Genomic DNA, 20,990 nt, shown 5'->3' on the forward strand with positions numbered 1-20,990 from the left:
TCGCTTCGCGCCGGCCATCCCGTCCAAACGCACCATCGGCCGCGTCCAACTGAGGTTTCAAGGATAATCAGCCCATGCGCCGCCTGCTCAAACATTATCTGCCGGACCACGAAACGATACGCCGCAACCCCTGGTTGCGGCCGTTCGAGAATTCACTGCTGCACCCGCGGCTGTGGCACCTCAACCGCCGCTCGGCGGCCGGGGCAATTGCCGCCGGGCTGTTCTGCGGTCTGATCCCCGGCCCTTTCCAGATGCCCGGCGCGGCGCTGTGCGCCATCCTGTTCCGCGTCAACCTGCCGCTGGCGCTGGTGGTGACGTTCTACAGCAACCCGTTCACCATCGTCCCGCTCTACCTGCTGGCCTACCAGACCGGCCGCCTGCTGATCGGCGATACGGCCGGCTTCCTGTTGCCGCCGGCGTTCAGCTTCGCCGAATTCGGCGCCTGGACGGAAGCCATGCACACCTGGATGCTGGCCGTCGCCCGGCCGCTCGCCGTCGGCCTGATCGTCCTTGCCGACGGCCTGGCGCTGGCCGGCTACCTGCTGACGCGCGGCGCCTGGCGGCTCTACCTCGTCCGCCACTGGCACCGGCGCCGCCGGCGAACTGCTTCAGCCTGACTTCTTGCGGTGGTCGATGACGCGCACCGCCTTGCCCATCGAACGCTCGATGGCGCCGGTCGGTTTGACGATGACCTGGCAGGAAACGCCGATGAAGTCCTTGATGTCCTTCTGCACCTTGGCGGCAATACGGTCCATTGCCTCCTGGCCCTTGGCGAACAGCGGCGGACTGGCTTCGACATTGACCGCCATCGAATCCATGAAGCCTTCGCGGAACACTTCGATCTGGTAGAAGGGTGACAGCGTTTCGGTACGCATCAGCACCGCCTCGACCTGGGTCGGGAAGACGTTGACCCCGCGGATGATCAGCATGTCGTCGGAACGTCCGGAGATGCGCCGGATGCGCGCATGGGTGCGGCCGCACTTGCACGGCGTGCGGTCGATCACCGAAATGTCGCGGGTGCGGTAACGCAGGATCGGGAAGGCTTCCTTGGTCAGCGAGGTGAACACGATCTCGCCCTCCTCGCCGTCCGGCACCGGCAACCCGGTCGTCACGTCCACGCATTCGACCAGGAAATGGTCTTCCCAGACGTGCAGGCCCTTCTTCGCCTCGATGCACTCGACACCGACGCCCGGCCCCATGACTTCGGACAGCCCGTAGATGTCGATCGCTTCCAGCCCGAGGCGCGCCTCGATCTCGTAGCGCATTTCCTCGGTCCATGGCTCGGCGCCGAAAATACCGACGCGCAGCGGCAGCTTGCGCAGGTCGATGCCGATGCTCTCGGCTTCCTCGGCGATGTTCAGCGAGTAGGACGGCGTGCAGCACAGCGCGGTGGCTTCGAAGTCGGAGAGCAGCATGACCTGCTTCTGGGTCTGGCCGCCGGACATCGGCACGGTCAGCACACCGAGTTCCTCGGCGCCGTAATGCAGGCCGAGGCCGCCGGTGAACAGGCCGTAGCCGTAGGCATTGTGCAGGCGGTCGCCGGGATGCAGACCGGCGGAAGCCAGGCTGCGGGCAACCAGTTGCGCCCAGTTGGCGATGTCGCGGCGGGTATAGCCGACGACGGTCGGCTTGCCGGTAGTACCGGACGAGGCATGGACGCGGACGACCTGCTCGGTGGGCACGGCGAACATGCCGAAAGGATAGTTGTCGCGCAGTTGTTCCTTCTTGGTGAAGGGCAGCAGACGGGCATCGGCCAGCGATTGGATGTGGTGCGGCTTGACCTCCAGTTCATCCATCGCCTCGCGGTAGAACTTGACCGTCGCGTAGCAGCGCTCGACCGTGTTGCGCAGCCGGCGCAACTGCAAGGCCTCGAGCTCTTCCCGTGGCAAGGTCTCGTTCTCGATGTCGAAAATCATGAAGCTTCCTCCCTGGTTGCTTTCTGTTGTTGTCAAAGGGAGAAATGATACGCCGGCCGGCGCCGGCGCGCGCGTCGTCGGCGCCGGTTTCAGGTATGGAAGCGGCCGACCTCGCCGTTGAGCGTCTCGGCCAGTTGGCGCAGGCCGTCGGCAGTATGGGCGTTGCTGCCGGCGGCGGCATTGTTCTCTTCGGCCATCTGGGCGATGCGCTCGACATTCCGGGCAATCTCGGTGCTGGCCGCCGCCTGCTCGCGCAGGGCGACGGTGATCTCGGACACCGCCTCGACCACCCGCCGCGCATGCTCCTGGACCAGGCCGATCGACTCGCCGGCCCGCTGCGCCTCGACGACACCGAGCCCGACGCGTGCCACGCCGCGCTTCATGCTATCGACCGCGGTCGCCGTCCCGGACTGGATGGCGGCGATCATGCCGGCGATTTCCTGGGTCGATTTCGCCGTCCGCTCGGCCAGCTTGCGCACCTCGTCGGCGACCACGGCGAAGCCGCGCCCCGACTCGCCGGCCCGCGCCGCCTCGATAGCGGCGTTGAGCGCCAGCAGGTTGGTCTGGTCGGCGATGTCCTTGATCGTGCCGACGATGGTCGAAATCCGGTCGGACTGCAGCCCGAGCGCCTCGACGCTGGCCGCTGAATGATTGACCGACTCGGCGATGCCCTGGATTTCGGCGACCACCCGGCGCACGGTGTCGCCGCCCTCGCCGGCGACGCGGTCCGACTCGCGGGAATAGGACTCGGCATCCTGGGCGTTCCTGGCGATGTGATCGACGCCCACGGTCATTTCCTCGACCGAGGCCGCCATGCTCGACGCCGAATCGCTCTGCGCGCCGGCGCTGCGCGAGATCTGGTGGCTCGAGCCCGCCAGTTCGCCGGCGGCGTTGCGCAGCTCGCCGACGTCGTCCTGGATGCGCGCCAGCAAGGCCCGGATCGACGCCGCCATGTCGTTGAGGTCGCGCCCGGCAGCGTGCAGTTCGTCACTGCCGGCGGTCGCGAAATGCACCGTCATGTCGCCGTCGGCCATGCGCCGGGCGCCGGCGGAAAAGACTTCGACCGTGCCGATCACCGAGTAATAGGTGCCAATCCCGAAATAGGCGACGAGCAGCGTCACCAGGGTCGCCAGCACGCCCTGCAGCAGCAGGACGCGCTGGGCGTCCGCCTTGCGCTTCTCCAGTTGTTGCTCGAACTGCGGGATCAGCGTGTCGTACATGATCCGGTAGCCGAGGTCGATGACCTGCGTCGTCAGCGCGAAATAATCGGCGGCCGAGATCTGGAAGCGTTCCTCGAGAATCTCTTCCCGCACCAGCTTGAACACCTTCTCGCTGGCGGCGGCAAATTCGCTGCCCGGCCCGCCCAGCACGGCGCGCAGTTCCGGCGCGTACTTCATCGTCTTTTCGAGGTTGGCGTTCTGCTCCCGCAAGGTTCCGCTCAGGCGTTCAAGCAGGGCGACGATCTCGCGCCGCGTATCGAGCGTCAGCTCCTGCGAACTGAGCGCTCCCGTCCCCCGGGCGCGCATGATGCCGAGCGGCTCGAGCATGGCCGGCATCTTGTCGACGACGGTATCCATGAAATAGTAGGTATCGATCGCCGGGTCCAGCGTCAGTTCGGTTTCGTCGGCCAGGTCGACCATGAAACCGAGGATGCCGGCGATCGTCCGGCTGTGCCTTGCGAGATTTTCCGGGGCCGACCAGTTCAGCCCCTGGCGGCTGATTGCCGTCCATTCGCCGCGGATCGCCTGCCAGCGCGGGCTGTTCCGCAACCCGGGGCTGAGGGTCGCCTCGGTTTCCTCCAGCGCCTGCTCGACTTCCTTCGCCACTGCCGCCCGCTTTTCCTGCATCGCCGCGTTGCCATTGAGCACGCCCGACGACAGCCCGCGATGTTGCTGCATGAACTGCACCGCGCGGTTCATCGGCTTGAGCATCTGCAGGCCGGCCAGTTCGTGCTCGGCGGTCCGGATGTCGCGGCTGAGGTTGTCGTAGAGCGTGTAGAGCAGCACCAGCAAGACAACCACCAGCGCGCTGCCAAGAAAAATGAACTTGGCGCGGAAATGCAGGCGATTCATCAAAGCCACTGCCGGCAGGAACAAGGCACGCATTTTTCAACCCCCAGGCTACGGACGCGACCAGAATAGCCAGAGACCGAAAAATGTCAAATGAATATCAGGCGGAGAGCAATTTCCCGTCGTTCAGTTCGATCATCGCATCGGCCCTGGCGGCCAGCCCGCGGTCATGGGTGACCATGACCAGGCTGGCGCCCTGACGCCGCACGTGCTCGAGCAGCAGTTCGAAGACGCCGGCAGCGGTATGACTGTCGAGATTGCCGGTCGGTTCATCGGCAAGGATGCACGACGGCCGACTGACCAGCGCGCGGGCGATTGCCGCACGCTGGCGCTCGCCACCGGAAAGCTCGCCCGGCCGGTGTTCCAGGCGGTGACCGAGACCGACCGCGGCGAGCATCGCCGCCGCCTGTTCAAGCGCCGCGCCGCGTTCGCTGCGGCGGATCAGCAGCGGCATGGCGACGTTCTCCAGCGCCGAGAACTCAGGCAGCAGGTGATGGAACTGATAAACGAAGCCGAGGTGGCGGTTGCGCCAGTCGCCGCGATCGACCTCGTTCAAGGCCGAGAAATCGCGCCCCATCAGCGACACCGCACCGGCGCTCGGTGCGTCGAGCCCGCCCAGCAGGTGCAGCAGGGTGCTCTTGCCGGAGCCGGAAGAGCCGACCACGGCCAGCGTGGTACCGGCGGCAACGCTCAGATCGATCCCGGCCAGCACCGCCACGTCGAGCCCGCCGCCACGGAAGGTCTTGGCCAGGCCCTCGGCCTGCAGGATGATTTCACTCATAGCGCAGCGCCTCCGCCGGATTGACCCGCGCCGCCCGCCAGCTCGGGTAGAGCGTCGCCAGCAGCGAGAGCACGAAGGCGATCAGGGTGACGCCCCAGACGTCGCTCCACAGCAGTTCGGACGGCAGGTCGGAAATGTAATAGACGTCCTTGGCCAGGAACTGGATGCCGAGCAGGCGCTCGAGCGCCGGCACCACGACGTCGACGTTGAGCGCCAGCGCGACGCCGCCGGCGACGCCGAGCGCCAGGCCGATGCAGCCGACCAGCGCGCCCTGGATCATGAACACCGCCATGATCGAGCGCGGCCGGGCGCCGAGCGTGCGCAGGATGGCGATGTCGGCCTGTTTGTCGGTGACCGCCATGACCAGCGTGGACACCAGGTTGAAGGCAGCGACGGCGACGATCAGCGAGAGGATGATGAACATCATCGTCTTCTCGATCTGCACGGCGCGGAAGAAGTTGGCGTGGCTCTTGGTCCAGTCGTGGATGTAGGCGTCGGCGTTGATGTAGGCGACCAGTTCGCGGGCGATGCGCGGTGCCTTGAACAGGTCGTCGACCTTCAGGCGCACGCCGCTCACCTGCTCGCCCATCTGGTACAGGCGCTGCGCATCCTGCAGATGGATCAGCGCCAGCCCCGAGTCGTACTCGTACATACCGACCTCGAAGATGCCGACCACCTTGAACGAGCGCACGCGCGGCACCACGCCGGCCGGTGTCACCGTGCCCTGCGGCGCGATCAGCGTCACCTTGTCGCCGGTGAACACGTGCAGCGAGCGCGCCAGGTCGGCGCCGAGGACGACGCCGAATTCGCCGGGCTTGAGGTCGTCGAGGCTGCCGCTCTTGATCGTGCTGCGGAAGTCGGCGACGCGGTCCTCGAGTTCAGGGACGATGCCGCGGATCAGCGCGCCCTTGACCTCGCCGTCAACCGAGAACATCCCCTGCGACTGGACGAAGGGCGCCGTCGCCCGCACTTCCGGATGTTTCTCGACACCGGCGGCGATCGACTGCCAGTGGTCGAGCCCACCGTCGATGCCGGTGACCTGGATGTGCGAGGCGACGCCGAGGATGCGCGTGCGCAGTTCCTTCTGGAAGCCGTTCATCACCGAGAGGACGACGATCAGCGCGGCGACGCCGAGCCCGATGCCGGCCATCGAGATCATCGAGATGAAGGAAATGAAGTGGTTGCGACGCTTGGCGCGCGTGTAGCGCAGGCCGATCAGCAACTCGTAGGGCAATGACATGCGTGTTCCCGCAACGCAACAAAACCGCTATGGTACACGCACCCGGAAAGCCCGGCCCAGCAACCTGTTGAGGAAATTCGCAATGATCGTCACCAATATCGAGACCGTTCCCGGCAAAACCATCGTCAAGCACCTCGGCCTGGTCAACGGCAGCACGGTCCGCTCCAAGCACGTCGGCCGCGACCTGATGGCCGGCCTGAAGAACATCTTCGGCGGCGAACTGAAGGGCTACACCGAACTGCTCACCGAATCGCGCGAGGAAGCGCTGCAGCGCATGCTCGACCAGGCCAAGGCGATCGGCGCCAACGCCGTGGTCAATGTCCGCTTCTCGACCTCGTCGGTCGCCGCCGGCGCCGCCGAACTGTTCGCCTACGGCACCGCCGTCGTCGTGGAATGACGCGATGTTCGACCTGATCCTATTCCTGGTCCTGCTGCTGCTCGGCTTCGTCTTCGGACAGATCGCCGAAAAGCGGCATTTCAAGTCGATCATCGAACGCGAAAAGACGCTGCGCGACATCCTCGTCTTTTCCGAACGGCGCATCCCGGACGAAGAGCGCCTGGAAGGCATCCTGGTCTGCGGCAGCGTCGTCGTCTCGGTCGATTTCTTCAAGCGCTTCGTCGCCAACCTGCGCAACCTGGTCGGCGGTCGCGTCAGTTCCTACGAATCGCTACTCGAACGCGCCCGCCGCGAAGCCGTCCTGCGCATGAAGGAAGAAGCGCGGCGCAAGGGGGCGAGCGGCATCTGGAACCTGCGTCTGGAAACCGCGTCGATCTACAAGGATGCGGCCCAGGGTATTGGCGCCGTCGAGGTTCTCGCCTACGGCACCGCCGTCCGGACGCGCCGCTGAGCGCATGAGCGAGTACGAAAACCACGAGGTGCCGGAAGGCATCAACGTCAGCCCGACGCATCCGCTGAAGGATTTCGCGCTGCTCGTCGGCGGCATCAGCGCCGTCATCCTGATCGCCGTGCTCGCGCTGTCGCTGCTCGCCGGCCAGCTTGCCCGGCACATCCCGTTCGCCCAGGAACGGGCGCTCGCCGCCAGCCTCGGCCGCTGGCTGCCGGCGCCTCCGGCAAAGCCGGGCGAGCGCCAGCGGCGCGACTACCTGCAGGCGCTCGCCGACGGGCTGGCGGCCGACCTGCGGCTGCCGCCGGAAATGACGCTGACCGTCCATTACGCCGACACCGACACGGTCAACGCGATGGCGACGCTGGGCGGCCACATCGTCGTCTTTCAGGGACTGATCGACACCCTGCCCAGCGAGAACGCGCTGGCCATGGTGCTGGCCCACGAAATCGCCCATATCAAGCACCGCGACCCGGTCGTCGCCATCGGTCGCGGCTTTGCCGTCGCCCTGGCACTGGCCAGCTTTTCCGGCGTCGGCGACGGCGTCCTGCAGCAATGGCTGGGCGGCGTCGGCATGCTGCCCATCCTGTCGTTCAGCCGCGCCCAGGAAGAAGCCGCCGATGCCGCCGCGTTGCAGGCGGTCCTGCAGCGCTACGGCCATGTCGGCGACGCTGCCGCCTTCTTCGAGGAAGTCGCCCGCCGGCAATCGATGCCGTCCGGGCCGACGCTGCTGCAGACGCATCCGGACACCGAGCAACGCATCGCGGCGATCCGCGCCTTCGCCGCCCGCCACAGCCAGGCAAAAGCGCCGCCGATGCCACTGCCGGCGTTCATGAAAAACGACTAAGCGCGATGTCCAGTTTTGCTGCCCGCAGCGCTTCCGGAAGAAAGACGTGAACAGCCTCTCAGAACGATCTTTGCCAGTTCGCGGCCAGCCAGTAGTTGGCTGTTTCGCCTTGGGTGGTCGCATTCAGCGACAGTGAAGCATTTCCCCCGGCCAGCTTGCCTTCCACGCCAAACCCGACGCGCAGCCAGTCCTGGTCGTTCTTCTGGCCCGGCAAATCGAAGCCGAAGAGACCGAGCACCTGACCCGTGGTATGCGGACCGTTCTTCTCGAAACGGTGCACCGCTTCCAGCGTAGCGAGCAGATTGATGCCCTGCGTCAGCGGTTTCGTGACATTCACCCCGAGGTGCAGATCAGTCGCCTTCTCCTTGCGTGCATCGAAGTAGGCGGGAAAACCGCCACCGGTTTCGGTGTAGGCATCGAGCTTTGCCTCCGCATAGGAGAGATCGGCGTACGGTGTGAAAGCAGCCCCGGCGAGCGTATAGGCATTTTCCAGATCGACCCGCGCGCGTGCGCCCCATGTGGCGATATCAGCCTTGGCCCGCGAGAAATCCTGCGCGCCGGCATTGATGTAGCCGCGCTTCAGCTTGGCATCCCCCCAGTTGCGGTAAGCGCCCAGCGTGGCCGAAATATTGCCGGAAACGGGGACAAGGGCTTCGAGCAGCAAATAGCTGCCGTCGGTTTTGGTCTGGCCATTCAATAGCTGGTGCTGCTTCGCCCAAGTCTGGCCGAGCGAGATATTCACCTGCGCCGGACCGAAATTTCGCCCGATGCCGAATTCGGCGAGACCGAGATCGCCATCGCGGTCGCCGTGGTCGTCGCGACCCCAGTCGCCGGCCAGCCAGTAGGTATTCTGGCCGGCCGCAACACGGCGTGCCAGCGGGCGACTGTGCGCCCCGTGAATGAGTGTATTGTTGGAAGACAAGGCCATGCTGTTCGCCCTGGCGGTACCGGCAAGACTGTTCTGCACGTCGGCCAGGGTGATCAGCCCCCCTTCCTGACCAGTCCCTGCACCGCGGGCGATGAAAGCAGACTCGTTTTCGAGATAGCCCACCACAACGCTGCCGTCGCTGTTGGTAGCCGTGGCTTCGTAGCTTATGTCGCTTGCCACCGTTACACCGCTGGCGCGCAACCAGTCTTCGACGCTCTGCATGCCGGTGGCCTGGGTCCAGCGGAAAGCGCGGGTTGCGCTGTCGGTGCTGGCTGCACCGACGATGACCAAACCATTGCCGGAGATGGCTGCGGCACGTGAGTTGGTTCCCCCCAGGGTACCGAGGTCGGCCATGCCGCCAGCAGCGGTCCAGCGGAAAGCGTGCGCGCTTGCATCACCGGCTGTGGTGGCGGCACCGACCACCACGTTGCCATCGGCGGAAACGCCTCGGGCGCTGGATCGGCTTCCACCCAGAGCACCGAGGTTGACCATGCCGCCGGCACTTGTCCAGCGAAACGCGTACTGCTGGGTCCAGTCATTGCCGCCGGCAGGCTGGGAAGATCCGACCACCACACTGCCATCTGCGGAAACAGCGGCAGCATATGAGTCTTTCCCGCCCAAGGTGCCAAGATCCTGGACCGTATTCCAGTTTGCCGCGCTCCAGAGGAAGGCATGCTCTGCTGCAGCTTCAACCGTGTAACCATAACCCACCACCACCGAACCGTCAGCAGAGGTGGCCGTCGCGGCGGCGCGTCCCGAATCCCAGAGAACCGGCAGTACAACCATGCCCGTGCCTGCTGTCCAGCGGAAAGGACGTTGCGCGTTGTAATCCGGACTGGAAAAGTCACCGACGATCACCAAGCCATCCGCCGAGACACCCAAAGCCTCTGAATAATGCGGCGAAGCAATGTTATCCAATCTGCTCATGCCACCAGACGCTGTCCAGCGGAAAGCGTATCCACCACTGTCGCTCTCGACATAACCGACGGTTACCGACCCATCGGCAGAAACACCTTGGCCATAGGAATAGTCAACACCAGCAAGAGCACCAATGTCGGTCAGCCCGCTTTGTGCTTTTACGTTCGCCGACATGGCGAGCATGGGCATGGCCAGCGCCAAGGCTGCGTGGAGACGATGGCTGCGGAAAGGCGGCAGGAAGGATTTGCACTTCATGAGCGGGCTCTGTTTGGAATGAATGAAGGAGTGATGATCGGTGCAAAATTATATTAGCGCTCCGCCTCTTCCGGGATAAGGTTGCGAAAATTGGCGGGAGCCAGCGCCGCGTCGATCAGCCGGCGGGCGATACTCACCGGGTCCGGCAAGGCCGGCAGCGCGTCCGGCGTGAACCAGGCGGCGTCCTCGATCTCGCCCGGCTGGGGAACGATGTCGCCGCCCGCGTAATCGGCAAAGAAGGCTATCATCAGCGAGTTCGGGAAAGGCCACGGCTGGCTGGCGAAATAGCGCAGGCTGGCGATGTCGACCCCGACCTCCTCGCGCACCTCACGCGCCGCGCATTGCTCCAGCGTTTCCCCGGGTTCGACGAAACCGGCCAGCGCGCTGTAGACGCCTTCCTTGAAATGCGGGCTGCGCGCCAGCAGCAGACGCTCGCCGTCGCGCACCAGGACCATCACCGCCGGCGACAGCCGGGGATAGACGACCAGCCCGCAGGCCGGGCAACGCATCGCGAATTCCCCGCCGAGGCGCGCGGTCGGCGTACCGCAACTGCCGCAATGACGGTGGTTGGCCTGCCAGTCGAGCAGTTGCGTCGCCCGCCCGGCGAAAGCGAACACCTCCATCCCGGCCAGGCCGTGCAGCGCCCGCAAGGGCACCGCTTCGCCAGCGCCGATCGCCGGCCAGTCGGCGACATCGAGCGCCCGACAGGGCCGGCCGCCGATTTCGCCGACTGCCAGGCCGCCGGCCGGCAGGCCGAAATCCGCCGCCGTGCCGAAAGGAAAAGGCCAGTCGCCGGGCACGGTGAGCACACGGTGCTGGCAGCGCAGTATCCAGTAAACGGCCTCGTTCATTGCTCGACTCCGGGGAAAAAGGGCTGGCAGTTTAACGCGCCGACGCTCAAGCCGCCGCTTTCGGCGCCGGCTTGCGGATTCGGCGCCACAGCAGGCGGAGCAGCCAGCCGAGCAGCAGGAAGAGCATGCTCCACGGAATGAGGTAGGCAATCGCCGTGATCGCGCCCGACAAGCCGCGCGCCAGGTTATCGACGAACTCGTCCAGCGCATCGCGCACCGGCCGCCAGGACGACGTGACACCGGTCGCCGATATCGACAGGCGCAGCACCTCGGTATTCACGCGTTGCAGGTCGTGGGCGCGGGCGCCGCTGATTTCCTCGATTTGTGCCTGCGTCTGGGCCAGTTCCCGGTTCACCGTGATCATCGCGTCGATATCGCCGCTCGCCTTGTTGCGCAGGACTTCGAGCTTGCTCCGATAGTCGTTCAGCATGGCCAGCTTCTTGGCCGAATCCTCGAGCGGGCCGGCCAGGTCCTCCGCCGTCGTCGACTGGCTGGCGACCCTGCCTTGGGCGCTCAGGGCGCTCATCAGTTGCCGGATGCCGGCCGCCTTGGCGCGCAGGGTGATCTGCGCATAACTGCCCCGCCCCGTGCCGATGCGCGATTCGAGGATGACGCATTGTTCGGCCGCCGCCGCCAGACAGGCGGCTTCGGCCTGCCGGTGAACTTCGGCGACGCGCTCCTCGGCCACCTCGAGCTTGATGGCGTGCTCGTAGGCCATGTAACGACTCGGACTGTCGGCGGGTGCCGGTGCGCTTTGCTCGGCAGGGGCGCGTTCCGCCGCCCCCCCCGTCTGGCTACCGGGTTCGTGTTTGTTGCCGCAACCGGCAAGGATGACGAAGGAGAAAACGATCGGCAGCGAACGCGTCGCTCGCTCCCGGATGAACGCGGTCAATACGCCAAAAGATTTCATGGAGTTCCGGTAAATGCTTCGAAGGTTGCAGGCAGCGCAGGACGCCGCCCGGAAATTTGCCATGCGCATTATGCCGTTTGAAAAACCCGAAGGGAAACGGCACCGCTTGAAACGCTGCGCGCCCCCGGAATGGAGCGCTGGTCCCGGATCGGGCCTAGTCGAGGACGAAGACCATGCCGAGCACGCCAAACGACAAGTTCTGCTCGCCCGCCGTGGTGTAGGAGGCGACGCCAAGGTTGTGGTAGTTGGAAGCGAAGGCCACCAAGGCGCCGACACCGAGTACGGCGTTGAGTTGACTGCGCTCGGCGAGCGCCGCCTTGATCCTGTCGCGATGGCGATCGGCTGAGGGGTTCAGCAACAAGGCGGCGCCCAGCAGGGCAGCGCCGAAGACGGCGCCGGTCAGGAAGGAACGGCTCATACGGAACTCCGTAGGTTGGTGTAGCTCAGGGAAGGCAAGTGACGCAGTTTAGCCTGCCCGGCTTCAGCCCGCAGCCCGGGTATGCATGACAACCCGGCCGACCCAGGCGAATCCCAGCAGATTGGCGCCGATCGCCACGTAGCCGACCAGCGGGTAACCGTGCAACTGACCCGCCGCATCGACCTCGACCAGAACACCGGCAAGCGTCGTCGCCAACCCCATCGCCAATGCCTGCACGGTGCCGTTGAGCGACATGAAGGTGCCGCGCAGGCGCGGCTGGGCGGCCGAGGTGACGATCGCCATGGCGGGAATCATGCGCCCCGAGATCAGCACGAAGAAACTGGTCGAGCAGATCAGCCAGCCCCACAGCGGCAAGTGTCCGGCGTGGGTGACGAGCAGCAGCGGCAACAGCGCCGCCAAGGCCAGCCAGCGATAGACCGCCACCTTGCCGCGGCGGTCGGCCCAGCGGCCGATGGCGCGGGCGCTGAAGAAAGTGGCGGCGCCACCGACCAGGTAAACGAGGGGGATCTCGGACTGGGCGATGCCGACGTTGCCGACCGCCTGGATCGTGATGTACGGGATCACGGTGAATCCCGAGAAGATGACCAGCGCCGAGAACAGCAGCGCCCGCAGGTGGTTGCCTTCCTTGAGCACTTCGCCGGCCGCCGCCAGCGGATGCGCCGGGGCGCCGAGATGGCCGTGCAGTTCCGGCAGGCAGCGCAGGCCGACGGCGATACAGACGGCAGCAATCGCCGCCACCAGCACGAAGGGCGCGTGCCAGCCGAGGTGGTTGGCCAGCCACAGCGACAGCGGCACGCCGGCGATGGTCGAAATCGAGAAGGCGCTGGCGACGACGCCGGTCGCCTGGGCCCGACGGGCAAACGGGATGGCGTCGCCGACCATCGTCTGCACCAGCGCCCCGAGCAGGCCGCCGAAAGTCCCGGCCAGCCCGCGCGCCACGAGCAGCGTGGCGTAACCCGGCGCCAGCGCGCAGGCCAGCGTCGCCAGCCCGAACAGCGCGACGACGACGAGCAGCAGGCGCTTGCGTTCGAAACGGTCGACGAAGGTGGCGCCGAGCAGGCCGGCCGCCGCCGCGCTGAAGCTGTAGGAAGCAACCAGGAAACCGAACTCCGCCGCGTTGATGCCGAAGGCCCGCATCAGGATCGGCCCGAGCGGCATCATGATCATGAAATCGAGGATATGACCGAACTGGATGGCGGCCAGGACCAGCAGGAGCAGGCGTTCGTTGCGCGGAGTCAGTTCGGTCGTCATCGGCGGGCAGGATTGCGGGGGACGCCAAGGATACGCGGCGCGGCGGCGGATCGGTAGTGCGGGATTGTCACCGGAAGCGAGGGGCGATTACCATGCGGCCATGCATTTCGCCCTCCTCTTCCTGATTCTGGCGGCGCTCGCCGCTGCGTTATTCCCCGCCTGGGGCTGGCCGACGGTGCTCGGCAGTGCCGGCGCCGCCGTCGTCGTCCTGCGCCTCTTGCTGATGCTCGGCGGTCGCCGCGGCAAATCGGCCGACGACGCCGCGAACTGAGCCGGCCGGCCGCCGCGCGGTGGTAAACTCGCGGCTTCCCCTGCCCCGAGTTTCGCCGTGCGCCTCACCCTGCTCGTCCCCGAACTGATCTGGCCCGAACCGGGCGACACGCAAACCCTCGCCGACCTCAGCACGCCGGCCTTCGCCTGGCTCGACGGGCACGCCGCCTTCAGCCGCGGCGAACCGCTGGCCGTCGAATCCGCCCTGCTCGAACAGTTCGGCATCGCCAACGCCGGCAGTGCCGCTTTCCGCCGCCTCGGCGAAGACGGCTGCACAGAGGAAGACGGCCACTGGCTATGCGCCGACCCGGTGCACCTGCGCTTTCACCACGAACGCATCGTCCTTGCCGACGCCGGCGCCTTCGACATCGACGCCGCCGAGGCGCAGGCGCTGGTCGGCGCGCTCAACACCGAGTTCGCCGAGATCGGCGTCTTCCACGCGGCGACGCCGCGGCGCTGGTATTTACGTTTGCATCAGCCGGCCGAGCACGTCGCCGCGCCGCTCTCCGCCGTCGCCGGCCGGCGCATGGACAGCGACCTGAGCGACAAGACTTCACCGCTGCACCGCTGGCTGAACGAGGTGCAGATGTTCCTCCACCTGCACCCGGTCAACGCCGCGCGCGCCGCTGCCGGCAAGCCGGCGATCAACAGCCTCTGGCTGTGGGGCAACGGCCCGGCGGCAACGCCGGCCAGCGGCCCGGACGCGGTTATTGCCGACGACCCGCTGGCGCGCGGCCTCGCCCGCGCCGCCGGCGTTGCCGCGCAGGCGCTGCCGGCCGACGCCGGCGCCGTCCTCGACAGCGGCGCGCAACGGCCGCTGGTCGTCGTCGACACGCTGCTGCCGACCGTGCTCTACGAAGACCCGGACGGCTGGCGACGCGCCTGCGAGCGCTTCGACACCGACTGGCTGGCGCCGATCCAGAAGCGTCTCGGCAAGACCGTCAGGAAGCTCGTCATCGTCGCACCGACCATCTACGGACGCCTGCAATGGACGCTCGCCGCCGGCGAGCGCTGGAAGTTCTGGAAATCCGGCCGCACGCCGCAACAAGTCGCCCTGGCGCTGGCCGGGCCGCAAGGAAAAACATCTTGACCCGCATCGTCACCCGCAGCGCGCCGCCGCGCACCGTCTGGCAACTCGAACAGCAGGGCCTGCATCCCCTGCTCGCCCGCCTCTACGCCGCGCGCGGCGTCACCGACAAGAGCGAACTCGACTACGAACTGAAATCGCTGCTGCCGCCGGCCGCGCTGACCCACGCCGGCGACGCCGCCAGCCTGCTCGCCGACGCCATCGAGGCCGAAGCGAAGCTCCTGATCATCGGCGACTACGACTGCGACGGCGCCACCGCCACCGCCGTCGGCATGCGCGCGCTGAAGGCGCTCGGTGCCGACGTCGATTTCCTGCTGCCCGACCGCTTCAAGCTCGGCTACGGGCTGTCGCCGGAGATCGTCAACGTCGCCGCACAGCAATCGCCCGACCTGATCATCACCGTCGACAACGGCATCGCCAGCCTCGAAGGCGTCGCCCGCGCCCAGCAGCACGGCATCGCCACGCTGATCACCGACCATCACCTGCCCGGAGAATCACTCCCTGACGCCGACTGCATCGTCAATCCCAACCAGCCCGGCTGCGACTTCCCGTCGAAGTGCATCGCCGGCGTCGGCGTGATGTTCTACGTGATGCTGGCGTTGCGCGCTGAACTGCGCCAGCGCGCTTACTTCACCGAGCGCCCCGAGCCCAACTTCGCCGATCTGCTCGATCTGGTCGCGCTCGGCACCGTCGCCGACGTCGTCAAGCTCGACCGCAACAACCGCATCCTGGTCAGCCAGGGTTTGAAGCGCATGCGCGCCGGCCGCCTGCAACCGGGCATCGCGGCGCTGTTCAAGGCCGCCGGGCGCGATGCGCGCAAGGCCACCGCCTTCGACCTCGGCTTCCTGATCGGGCCGCGCCTGAACGCCGCCGGCCGGCTCGCCGACATGCGCCTGGGCGTCGAATGCCTGCTCACCGACGACCCGGCGCGGGCGCTCAACATCGCCCAGGAACTCGACAACCTGAACCGCGAACGCCGCGAAATCGAGTCCGGCATGCAGGAACAGGCGCTGGCGCTGCTGGAAACGATGGACGTCGACGCCGCCGCGCCCGGCGTCGCCCTCTTCGACCCGGACTGGCACGAAGGCGTCGTCGGCATCCTCGCCTCGCGCATCAAGGACAAGCTGCACCGGCCGGTGTTCGCCTTCGCGCAAAGCGAGGGCGGCATCGTCAAGGGCTCCGGCCGCTCGATCCCCGGCCTGCACCTGCGCGATGCGCTCGACCTCGTCGCCAAGCGCGCCCCCGGCCTGCTCGTCCGCTTCGGCGGCCACGCGATGGCGGCCGGCGCCACCATCAAAGCCGGCGATTTCGAGCGCTTCCAGGCGCTCTTCGCCGAAGTCGCCGGCGAACTCCTCGCCCCGTCCGACCTCACCCGCACGCTGGAAACCGACGGCCCGCTCGAAGGCGGCTACATCAGCCTGGAAACCGCCAAGCTGCTGGAAAACGAAATCTGGGGCCAGGGCTTCCCGGCGCCACTGTTCTGCGACGAGTTCGAAGTCGAGCAACAGCGCGTGCTCAAGGAAAAACACCTGAAGCTACGTCTGAAGAAGGGCAACAGCCGGATCGAGGCGATCCAGTTCAACTTCGCCAGCCAGCCCGGCCACAACACCCGCGCCGCCTACCGGCTGTCGGTCAACGAATACATGGGCGTCGAGACTCCGCAGTTGATGATCGAGTACCTGGAGTAGGACCGCCCCTACCCCGCCTCACCGGCCAGCAGCACGCTTTCCGCCACGCGCAGCGCTTCGGCGGCGAGCGGCACGCCGCAATAGACGACGGCCTGCAGCAGGACTTCGCGGATTTCCTCGGTGCTGGCGCCGTTGTTGCGGGCGCCGTGCAGGTGGCCGGCCAGTTCGTGGCTGCGGCCCTGCGCGGTGAGGAAGGCCAGGGTGATCAGGCTGCGGCTTTTCAGGTCGAGCCCCGGCCGGCTCCAGATGCCGCCCCAGGCGCTGCGGGTGATGAACTCCTGCAGCGGGGCGGCGAAGTCGCTGACTTCGCCGAGCGCCCGATCGACATGGGCGGCCCCCATCACCTGGCGGCGGATGGCGAGACCGCGCCGATAGTCCGGATCGATCATGCCGCAGCCTCCTCCGGCGCCAGTTCGGACACCCCGGGCGCGACGGCGAACGGACAGGCCGTCTTGTCGCGCACCTCGGCGAGCGTCGCGCCGGGCTGCAGTTCGAGCAGGGTCAAACCATCGTCGCCGACGGCGAACACGGCGAGGTCGGTGATGATCATGTTGACGACGCCGCGCCCGGTCAGCGGTAGCGTGCATTGCGCCAGGATCTTCGGCGAACCGTCCCTGGCGCAGTGCTCCATCAGCACAATCACGCGGCCGACCCCGGAAACCAGGTCCATAGCGCCGCCCGGTCCCTTGACCATCTTGCCCGGCACCATCCAGTTGGCGAGATCGCCGTACTGCGAGACTTCGAGCGCGCCGAGGATCGAGAGGTCGATATGGCCGCCGCGGATCATCGCGAAGGAGTCGGCGCTGGAAAAGAAGCTGCTGCCCGGCAGGCTGCTGATGGTCTGCTTGCCGGCGTTGATCAGGTCGGCATCGATGGCATCGGGCGACGGAAAGGGACCGATGCCGAGCAGGCCGTTCTCCGATTGCAGGGTGACGCGCATGCCGGCCGGGATGTGGTTGGCGACCAGGGTCGGGATGCCGATGCCGAGATTGACGTAGTAACCGTCGCGCAGTTCGCGCGCCGCCCGCCGGGCCATCGCGTCGCGTACCGGGTCGGCGCGGGCCGGCGCGGCGGCGCCGGCGACGGTGCGGAACTCGATGCGTTTCTCATAGCGCTCGCCCTGGACGATGCGGTCGACGTAGATGCCTGGCGTATGGATGTGGTCGGGATCGAGTTCGCCCGGTTCGACCAGTTCCTCGACCTCGGCCACGGTCAGGCGGCCGCAGGTGGCGATCATCGGGTTGAAGTTGCGAGCCGTCTTGCGAAAGACCAGGTTGCCGTCGCGGTCGCCCTTCCATGCCTTGACGATGGCGAGGTCGGCGCGGATCGCCGGTTCCAGCACGTACTCGCGGCCGTCGAAGCGGCGCGTCTCCTTGCCTTCGGCGAGCAGCGTGCCGGCCGCCGTCCGGGTGTAGAAGCCGGGGATGCCGGCGCCGCCGGCGCGCAGGCGCTCGGCCAGCGTGCCTTGCGGCACCAGTTCCAGGTCCAGCTCGCCGGCCAGCACCTGGCGTTCGAATTCCTTGTTCTCGCCGACATACGAGGCGATCACCTTCTTGACCTGCCGCGTCTTCAACAGCGGCCCCATGCCGAAGTCGTCGACGCCGGCGTTGTTGCCGACGATGGTCAGGTTGCGGGTCCCCGATTCGCGCAGCGCGCCGATCAGGTTCTCCGGGATGCCGCACAGGCCGAAGCCGCCGGCGGCCAGGGTCATGCCGTCGAACAGCAGCCCGTCGAGGGCGACGGCGGCATTTTCATAGACTTTGCTCATTGCGTTGCTGCTCCGAAATCGTCGAAAAAGCCCCAGGGGCGGCCATCACCCGCCCCCGGGGCAGCGCCGCTTAGTCGGCGCGTTCCGGCACCGGCAGGTGCATCCATTCCTTGTAGAAGGCTTCGATATCCGGCTCGAAGTCATGGATCACCGGGTACCACGGGGTCGGCGCCTCGACGTCGTGCATGGCGCCGCATTGCGGGCAGTAGTACTCGCGGTACACCTGCCATTCGGTGTCCGGGGCCATCAGCTTGGGATAGACCTCGGTCATCGCCTCCTCGGTGCGGCGCACGTAGACCAGGGCGTTGAGCTTCCAGTTTTCGCGGTAGTCGCCGAAGACATGGCCGCAGTCGCACTGGGTCACCCACTTCTTGGTCTGGACCTGCTGCACGATGTAGAGGTGCGGGCCGAGCGGCAGGATGATGCGGTCCGGGAAATCGACCTTGGCCTGCAGCGCCGCCAGGTATTGCTCGAAGCGACCGTGGTCCTTGGGCATCGACAGCATGCGGAAGGTGGTTTCCCAGTCCAGCGTGCCCTCGACGAGGTGGGCGACCTGTTCGTTGGTGTATGTAGACATTTCTGACTCCTTGATTCGGTGATTACTCTTCGACCTGGACGACGGTGGTGACGTCCGGCAGCAGCGACAGGTCCATGCGGTGCTTGGAACCGTAGGTCGGCACGTCCAGCTCGTCCTCGAGCAGTTGCCAGTCGGCCGGCAGATGCCAGAAGTCCTTGAACTGCTTGGTGAACTTCTCGGACAGCGCGAAGCTGGTGGCGAACATGTGCTTGACCTGGGTCGAGGCGTGCTTGTTGAGGATGCGCTCGCGTTCCGCCTTCATCCATTCGCGGGTCGGCAGGGCGCGGGCCAGGCGTTCCTTGCGGATCTGGGTACGCCGTTCGGCGGTCTTGACGACATCGACGGTGAACACGCCGTTGTCTTCGCTGAACACCGCGCCATAGACCTTCTGGGCGTACTCGGGGAGCAGGAACTTCTGGTTGAGGTCGGCCTCGATCGCCTTCGGCTCGCGATCGATCGGGTCACCGAAGCCGGGGCCGCCGCGCAGGTAGTTGAGGTAGAGATCGTGGTTGGCGTAGCAGTCCTCGGTGGTGATGCACTGCTTGTCGCGCTTGACCGTGGCGGTGGCGTCGAGATGGCGCTCGTAGTCCGGGTTGGACGGGTCGAGGTCGGCGCCCAGCGGCAACGAGTCGCCGATGGCGATGCGGTTTTCCAGCCCGGTCTTGTGCGCCTCAAAACGGTAGCCGGTGGCCGACGGATAGCCGCCCATCATGCCCCAGTCGCTGTTCATGAAGCCGTTGCCCATGAAGAACATCGTCCAGTCCTGGGCGTTCCACACCATGCGCAGCGTCTCGAAGCCGCAGCCGCCGCGATACTTGCCGTAGCCGCCGGAGTTGGCCTTGACGTTGCGGCCGAGGTAAAGGAGCGGCTCGGCCATTTCCCAGATCTCGATGTCGCCCATGTCGCCTTCCGGGTTCCAGATCGCGGCGGCGTGGTTCAGGCCGTCCTTGACGGCGCAGGCGCCGGTGCCGCAGCTCGAAGCCTCGAAGCTGTTCACCGCGTGGATCTCGCCGTCCTGGTTGATGCCGCCGCCCTGCAGCCAGTTCGAGGTGTTGGCGTTGCCGGCATTGACCTCTTCCAGGTAACCCCGGCTGAAGTAGGACTGGCTCAAACCGCGCCACAGCGCCGCCCAGCCGGAGACCAGGAAGTGCCAGGCATAGGCGTGGCCGGTGCGGCGGTCGTCCGGGTTGCACCAGGTGCCCTTGGGCAGGCGGAACTCGGTGGCGTAGTAGGCGCCGTCGTTGATGCGCTGGGTCGGGACCAGGGTCTGGCACATCATCACCCAGATGCCGGAGGTGAAGGCGACCTGGTGGGCGTTGAAGGTATGCCAGCCCCAGCGGCTGGCGCCCTCGAAGTCGAGCCGCCACTTGCCGTCCGGTTTGATCGTCATCTCGCACGGCGAGTGCATGATCGAGTCGAGCTTGGCGAAGGCGTTGGAGACCTGCACATCGTCGTGCTTGTACGGCACATCGACGAACGAGACCTTGCGGTACTTGCCAGGCAGGGTCATCGCCTTGATCCGGCTCATCAGGCCGCGGCGGCCTTCCTCGATGACTTCGAAGGCGAACTTCTCGTAGGCCTCGATGCCGTCGGCGCGGATCACTTCCTCGACCAGTTCGCGGATCATGTGGCAGCCGGCGATGCGGGTCTTCTCGTCGAGAATCCAGTACTTCGGCGTGCGTACCGAGCGTTGCGATTCGTGCAGCCAGTCGCGCAGCGGCTCGTCGTTGATGCCGGTCTTGCGGCAGGTGATCATGTAGCCGTCGCCGAAGCGCTGGGTCTGGCCGGTGGACATCGAACCCGGCGTCACCGAGCCGGTGTCGATGACGTGGGTGACGCCGCCGACCCAGCCGATCAGCCGGCCGTCCCAGAAGATCGGCACGATGGTGGCGATGTCGCAGGGGTGGACGTTGCCGATGGCGCAGTCGTTGGTGGTGAACATGTCGCCCGGGTTGATGCCGGGGTTGGCTTCCCAGTTGTTCTCGATCATGTATTTGATCGCCGCGCCCATGGTGCCGACGTGGATGATGATCCCGGTCGAGGTCAGCACGCAGTCACCGGCCGCGTTGTAGAGCGTGAAGCAGAGTTCGCCTTCCTGCTCGACGATGGGGCTGGCGGCGATCTTCTTGGCGGTTTCGCGGGCATGCACCAGGCCGCCGCGCAGCTTGGAGAACAGCTTTTCATAGCCGATCGGGTCGCTGTCGCGGAATTCCAGCTTTTCCAGGCCGTTGTAGCAGCCGCTGGCCTTGGTCCGCTCGATGATGCCGTCGCGGTACTGCTTCAGGGTCTGGCCGTTCTGCAGCAGGTCGGCGAAACCGATTTCCTTTTTGCTCATCATGTTCATGGTGGA

At 66.4% G+C, this 20,990-nt stretch carries 20 protein-coding genes; 7 read left to right on the top strand and 13 right to left on the bottom strand.

What is annotated here, in order from left to right:
- The first annotated feature begins 74 nt into the window (after window positions 1–74).
- A complete protein-coding gene (locus AC0KWY_RS05085) occupies window positions 75–617 on the top strand; it encodes a DUF2062 domain-containing protein (protein WP_474028558.1) in 543 nt (180 codons plus the stop codon).
- On the opposite strand, the gene AC0KWY_RS05090 is transcribed toward AC0KWY_RS05085, so the two are convergent.
- The 4 genes from AC0KWY_RS05090 to AC0KWY_RS05105 form a co-directional block, all read right to left on the bottom strand.
- Window positions 609–1,916 carry a phenylacetate--CoA ligase family protein gene (locus AC0KWY_RS05090; RefSeq protein ID WP_474028559.1) on the bottom strand — a complete coding sequence of 436 codons (1,308 nt, stop codon included), beginning with the start codon at window positions 1,914–1,916 and terminating at the stop codon, window positions 609–611. The two genes, AC0KWY_RS05085 and AC0KWY_RS05090, sit on opposite strands and share 9 nt — an antisense overlap.
- Before the next feature lie 89 nt (window positions 1,917–2,005).
- A complete protein-coding gene (locus AC0KWY_RS05095) occupies window positions 2,006–4,021 on the bottom strand; it encodes a methyl-accepting chemotaxis protein (RefSeq protein ID WP_474028560.1) in 2,016 nt (671 codons plus the stop codon).
- A 64-nt stretch (window positions 4,022–4,085) separates the two neighbouring features.
- Window positions 4,086–4,766, bottom strand: a complete 681-nt coding sequence (gene lolD, locus AC0KWY_RS05100; protein WP_474028561.1) for a lipoprotein-releasing ABC transporter ATP-binding protein LolD — start codon at window positions 4,764–4,766, stop codon at window positions 4,086–4,088.
- Entirely contained in the window at window positions 4,759–6,000 is a 1,242-nt protein-coding gene (locus tag AC0KWY_RS05105; protein ID WP_474029700.1) for a lipoprotein-releasing ABC transporter permease subunit, read from the bottom strand. The genes lolD and AC0KWY_RS05105 overlap by 8 nt, the downstream gene beginning before the upstream one ends.
- Before the next feature lie 88 nt (window positions 6,001–6,088).
- On the opposite strand from AC0KWY_RS05105, the gene AC0KWY_RS05110 reads away from it, so the two are divergent.
- The 3 genes from AC0KWY_RS05110 to AC0KWY_RS05120 are packed head-to-tail and all read left to right on the top strand — an operon-like array spanning window position 6,089 to window position 7,698.
- Window positions 6,089–6,403, top strand: a complete 315-nt coding sequence (locus AC0KWY_RS05110; protein WP_416692398.1) for a YbjQ family protein — start codon at window positions 6,089–6,091, stop codon at window positions 6,401–6,403.
- Window positions 6,404–6,407: 4 nt separating this feature from the next.
- Window positions 6,408–6,854: a YbjQ family protein gene (locus tag AC0KWY_RS05115; RefSeq protein WP_474028562.1), complete on the top strand. Its 447-nt coding sequence runs from the start codon at window positions 6,408–6,410 to the stop codon at window positions 6,852–6,854.
- 4 nt (window positions 6,855–6,858) lie between these two features.
- Window positions 6,859–7,698 carry a M48 family metallopeptidase gene (locus AC0KWY_RS05120; protein ID WP_474028563.1) on the top strand — a complete coding sequence of 280 codons (840 nt, stop codon included), beginning with the start codon at window positions 6,859–6,861 and terminating at the stop codon, window positions 7,696–7,698.
- 58 nt (window positions 7,699–7,756) lie between these two features.
- On the opposite strand, the gene AC0KWY_RS05125 is transcribed toward AC0KWY_RS05120, so the two are convergent.
- From AC0KWY_RS05125 to AC0KWY_RS05145, 5 genes are all read right to left on the bottom strand, one after another.
- Complete coding sequence (locus AC0KWY_RS05125; protein WP_474028564.1) at window positions 7,757–9,799, bottom strand: autotransporter domain-containing protein; 2,043 nt, start codon at window positions 9,797–9,799, stop codon at window positions 7,757–7,759.
- Between the two features lie 53 nt (window positions 9,800–9,852).
- Window positions 9,853–10,650 (bottom strand): NAD(+) diphosphatase, encoded by a 798-nt coding sequence (nudC, locus tag AC0KWY_RS05130; RefSeq protein WP_474028565.1) that lies wholly within the window; start codon window positions 10,648–10,650, stop codon window positions 9,853–9,855.
- A 46-nt stretch (window positions 10,651–10,696) separates the two neighbouring features.
- On the bottom strand, window positions 10,697–11,560 hold the full coding sequence (locus AC0KWY_RS05135; RefSeq protein ID WP_474028566.1) for a DUF4349 domain-containing protein: 864 nt from the start codon (window positions 11,558–11,560) through the stop codon (window positions 10,697–10,699).
- 154 nt (window positions 11,561–11,714) lie between these two features.
- Window positions 11,715–11,978: a hypothetical protein gene (locus AC0KWY_RS05140; RefSeq protein ID WP_474028567.1), complete on the bottom strand. Its 264-nt coding sequence runs from the start codon at window positions 11,976–11,978 to the stop codon at window positions 11,715–11,717.
- 63 nt (window positions 11,979–12,041) lie between these two features.
- Complete coding sequence (locus AC0KWY_RS05145) at window positions 12,042–13,250, bottom strand: MFS transporter (RefSeq protein ID WP_474028568.1); 1,209 nt, start codon at window positions 13,248–13,250, stop codon at window positions 12,042–12,044.
- Window positions 13,251–13,350: 100 nt separating this feature from the next.
- On the opposite strand from AC0KWY_RS05145, the gene AC0KWY_RS05150 reads away from it, so the two are divergent.
- The 3 genes from AC0KWY_RS05150 to recJ are packed head-to-tail and all read left to right on the top strand — an operon-like array spanning window position 13,351 to window position 16,295.
- On the top strand, window positions 13,351–13,521 hold the full coding sequence (locus tag AC0KWY_RS05150) for a hypothetical protein (RefSeq protein ID WP_474028569.1): 171 nt from the start codon (window positions 13,351–13,353) through the stop codon (window positions 13,519–13,521).
- 57 nt (window positions 13,522–13,578) lie between these two features.
- Entirely contained in the window at window positions 13,579–14,610 is a 1,032-nt protein-coding gene (locus AC0KWY_RS05155) for a hypothetical protein (RefSeq protein WP_474028570.1), read from the top strand.
- Window positions 14,607–16,295 (top strand): single-stranded-DNA-specific exonuclease RecJ, encoded by a 1,689-nt coding sequence (gene recJ / locus AC0KWY_RS05160; protein WP_474028571.1) that lies wholly within the window; start codon window positions 14,607–14,609, stop codon window positions 16,293–16,295. Before AC0KWY_RS05155 ends, recJ begins: the two co-directional genes overlap by 4 nt.
- A gap of 8 nt (window positions 16,296–16,303) precedes the next feature.
- On the opposite strand, the gene AC0KWY_RS05165 is transcribed toward recJ, so the two are convergent.
- The 4 genes from AC0KWY_RS05165 to AC0KWY_RS05180 all read right to left on the bottom strand — a co-directional run bounded on the left by AC0KWY_RS05165 (window position 16,304) and on the right by AC0KWY_RS05180 (window position 20,984).
- Window positions 16,304–16,684 carry a carboxymuconolactone decarboxylase family protein gene (locus tag AC0KWY_RS05165; protein WP_474028572.1) on the bottom strand — a complete coding sequence of 127 codons (381 nt, stop codon included), beginning with the start codon at window positions 16,682–16,684 and terminating at the stop codon, window positions 16,304–16,306.
- On the bottom strand, window positions 16,681–18,063 hold the full coding sequence (locus AC0KWY_RS05170; protein ID WP_474028573.1) for a 3-oxoacid CoA-transferase: 1,383 nt from the start codon (window positions 18,061–18,063) through the stop codon (window positions 16,681–16,683). Before AC0KWY_RS05170 ends, AC0KWY_RS05165 begins: the two co-directional genes overlap by 4 nt.
- Window positions 18,064–18,133: 70 nt before the next feature.
- Window positions 18,134–18,640, bottom strand: coding sequence for an acetone carboxylase subunit gamma (locus tag AC0KWY_RS05175; protein ID WP_416692381.1), 507 nt, complete (start codon window positions 18,638–18,640; stop codon window positions 18,134–18,136).
- Between the two features lie 22 nt (window positions 18,641–18,662).
- A complete protein-coding gene (locus tag AC0KWY_RS05180; protein WP_474028574.1) occupies window positions 18,663–20,984 on the bottom strand; it encodes a hydantoinase B/oxoprolinase family protein in 2,322 nt (773 codons plus the stop codon).
- Window positions 20,985–20,990 lie beyond the last annotated feature (6 nt).

Source organism: Azonexus sp. MM2026_4 (assembly GCF_055901855.1).

Bases quoted from the DNA above. Each gene is read 5' to 3' on its own strand.
- AC0KWY_RS05150 (WP_474028569.1), top strand. From the start codon at position 13,351: ATGCATTTCGCCCTCCTCTTCCTGATTCTGGCGGCGCTCGCCGCTGCG.
- AC0KWY_RS05115 (WP_474028562.1), top strand. From the start codon at position 6,408: ATGTTCGACCTGATCCTATTCCTGGTCCTGCTGCTGCTCGGCTTCGTC.
- AC0KWY_RS05085 (WP_474028558.1), top strand. From the start codon at position 75: ATGCGCCGCCTGCTCAAACATTATCTGCCGGACCACGAAACGATACGC.
- AC0KWY_RS05145 (WP_474028568.1), bottom strand. From the start codon at position 13,250: ATGACGACCGAACTGACTCCGCGCAACGAACGCCTGCTCCTGCTGGTC.
- AC0KWY_RS05170 (WP_474028573.1), bottom strand. From the start codon at position 18,063: ATGAGCAAAGTCTATGAAAATGCCGCCGTCGCCCTCGACGGGCTGCTG.
- AC0KWY_RS05165 (WP_474028572.1), bottom strand. From the start codon at position 16,684: ATGATCGATCCGGACTATCGGCGCGGTCTCGCCATCCGCCGCCAGGTG.
- lolD (WP_474028561.1), bottom strand. From the start codon at position 4,766: ATGAGTGAAATCATCCTGCAGGCCGAGGGCCTGGCCAAGACCTTCCGT.
- AC0KWY_RS05095 (WP_474028560.1), bottom strand. From the start codon at position 4,021: ATGCGTGCCTTGTTCCTGCCGGCAGTGGCTTTGATGAATCGCCTGCAT.
- AC0KWY_RS05125 (WP_474028564.1), bottom strand. From the start codon at position 9,799: ATGAAGTGCAAATCCTTCCTGCCGCCTTTCCGCAGCCATCGTCTCCAC.
- AC0KWY_RS05120 (WP_474028563.1), top strand. From the start codon at position 6,859: ATGAGCGAGTACGAAAACCACGAGGTGCCGGAAGGCATCAACGTCAGC.
- nudC (WP_474028565.1), bottom strand. From the start codon at position 10,650: ATGAACGAGGCCGTTTACTGGATACTGCGCTGCCAGCACCGTGTGCTC.
- AC0KWY_RS05135 (WP_474028566.1), bottom strand. From the start codon at position 11,560: ATGAAATCTTTTGGCGTATTGACCGCGTTCATCCGGGAGCGAGCGACG.
- AC0KWY_RS05090 (WP_474028559.1), bottom strand. From the start codon at position 1,916: ATGATTTTCGACATCGAGAACGAGACCTTGCCACGGGAAGAGCTCGAG.
- AC0KWY_RS05180 (WP_474028574.1), bottom strand. From the start codon at position 20,984: ATGAACATGATGAGCAAAAAGGAAATCGGTTTCGCCGACCTGCTGCAG.
- AC0KWY_RS05110 (WP_416692398.1), top strand. From the start codon at position 6,089: ATGATCGTCACCAATATCGAGACCGTTCCCGGCAAAACCATCGTCAAG.
- AC0KWY_RS05140 (WP_474028567.1), bottom strand. From the start codon at position 11,978: ATGAGCCGTTCCTTCCTGACCGGCGCCGTCTTCGGCGCTGCCCTGCTG.
- AC0KWY_RS05175 (WP_416692381.1), bottom strand. From the start codon at position 18,640: ATGTCTACATACACCAACGAACAGGTCGCCCACCTCGTCGAGGGCACG.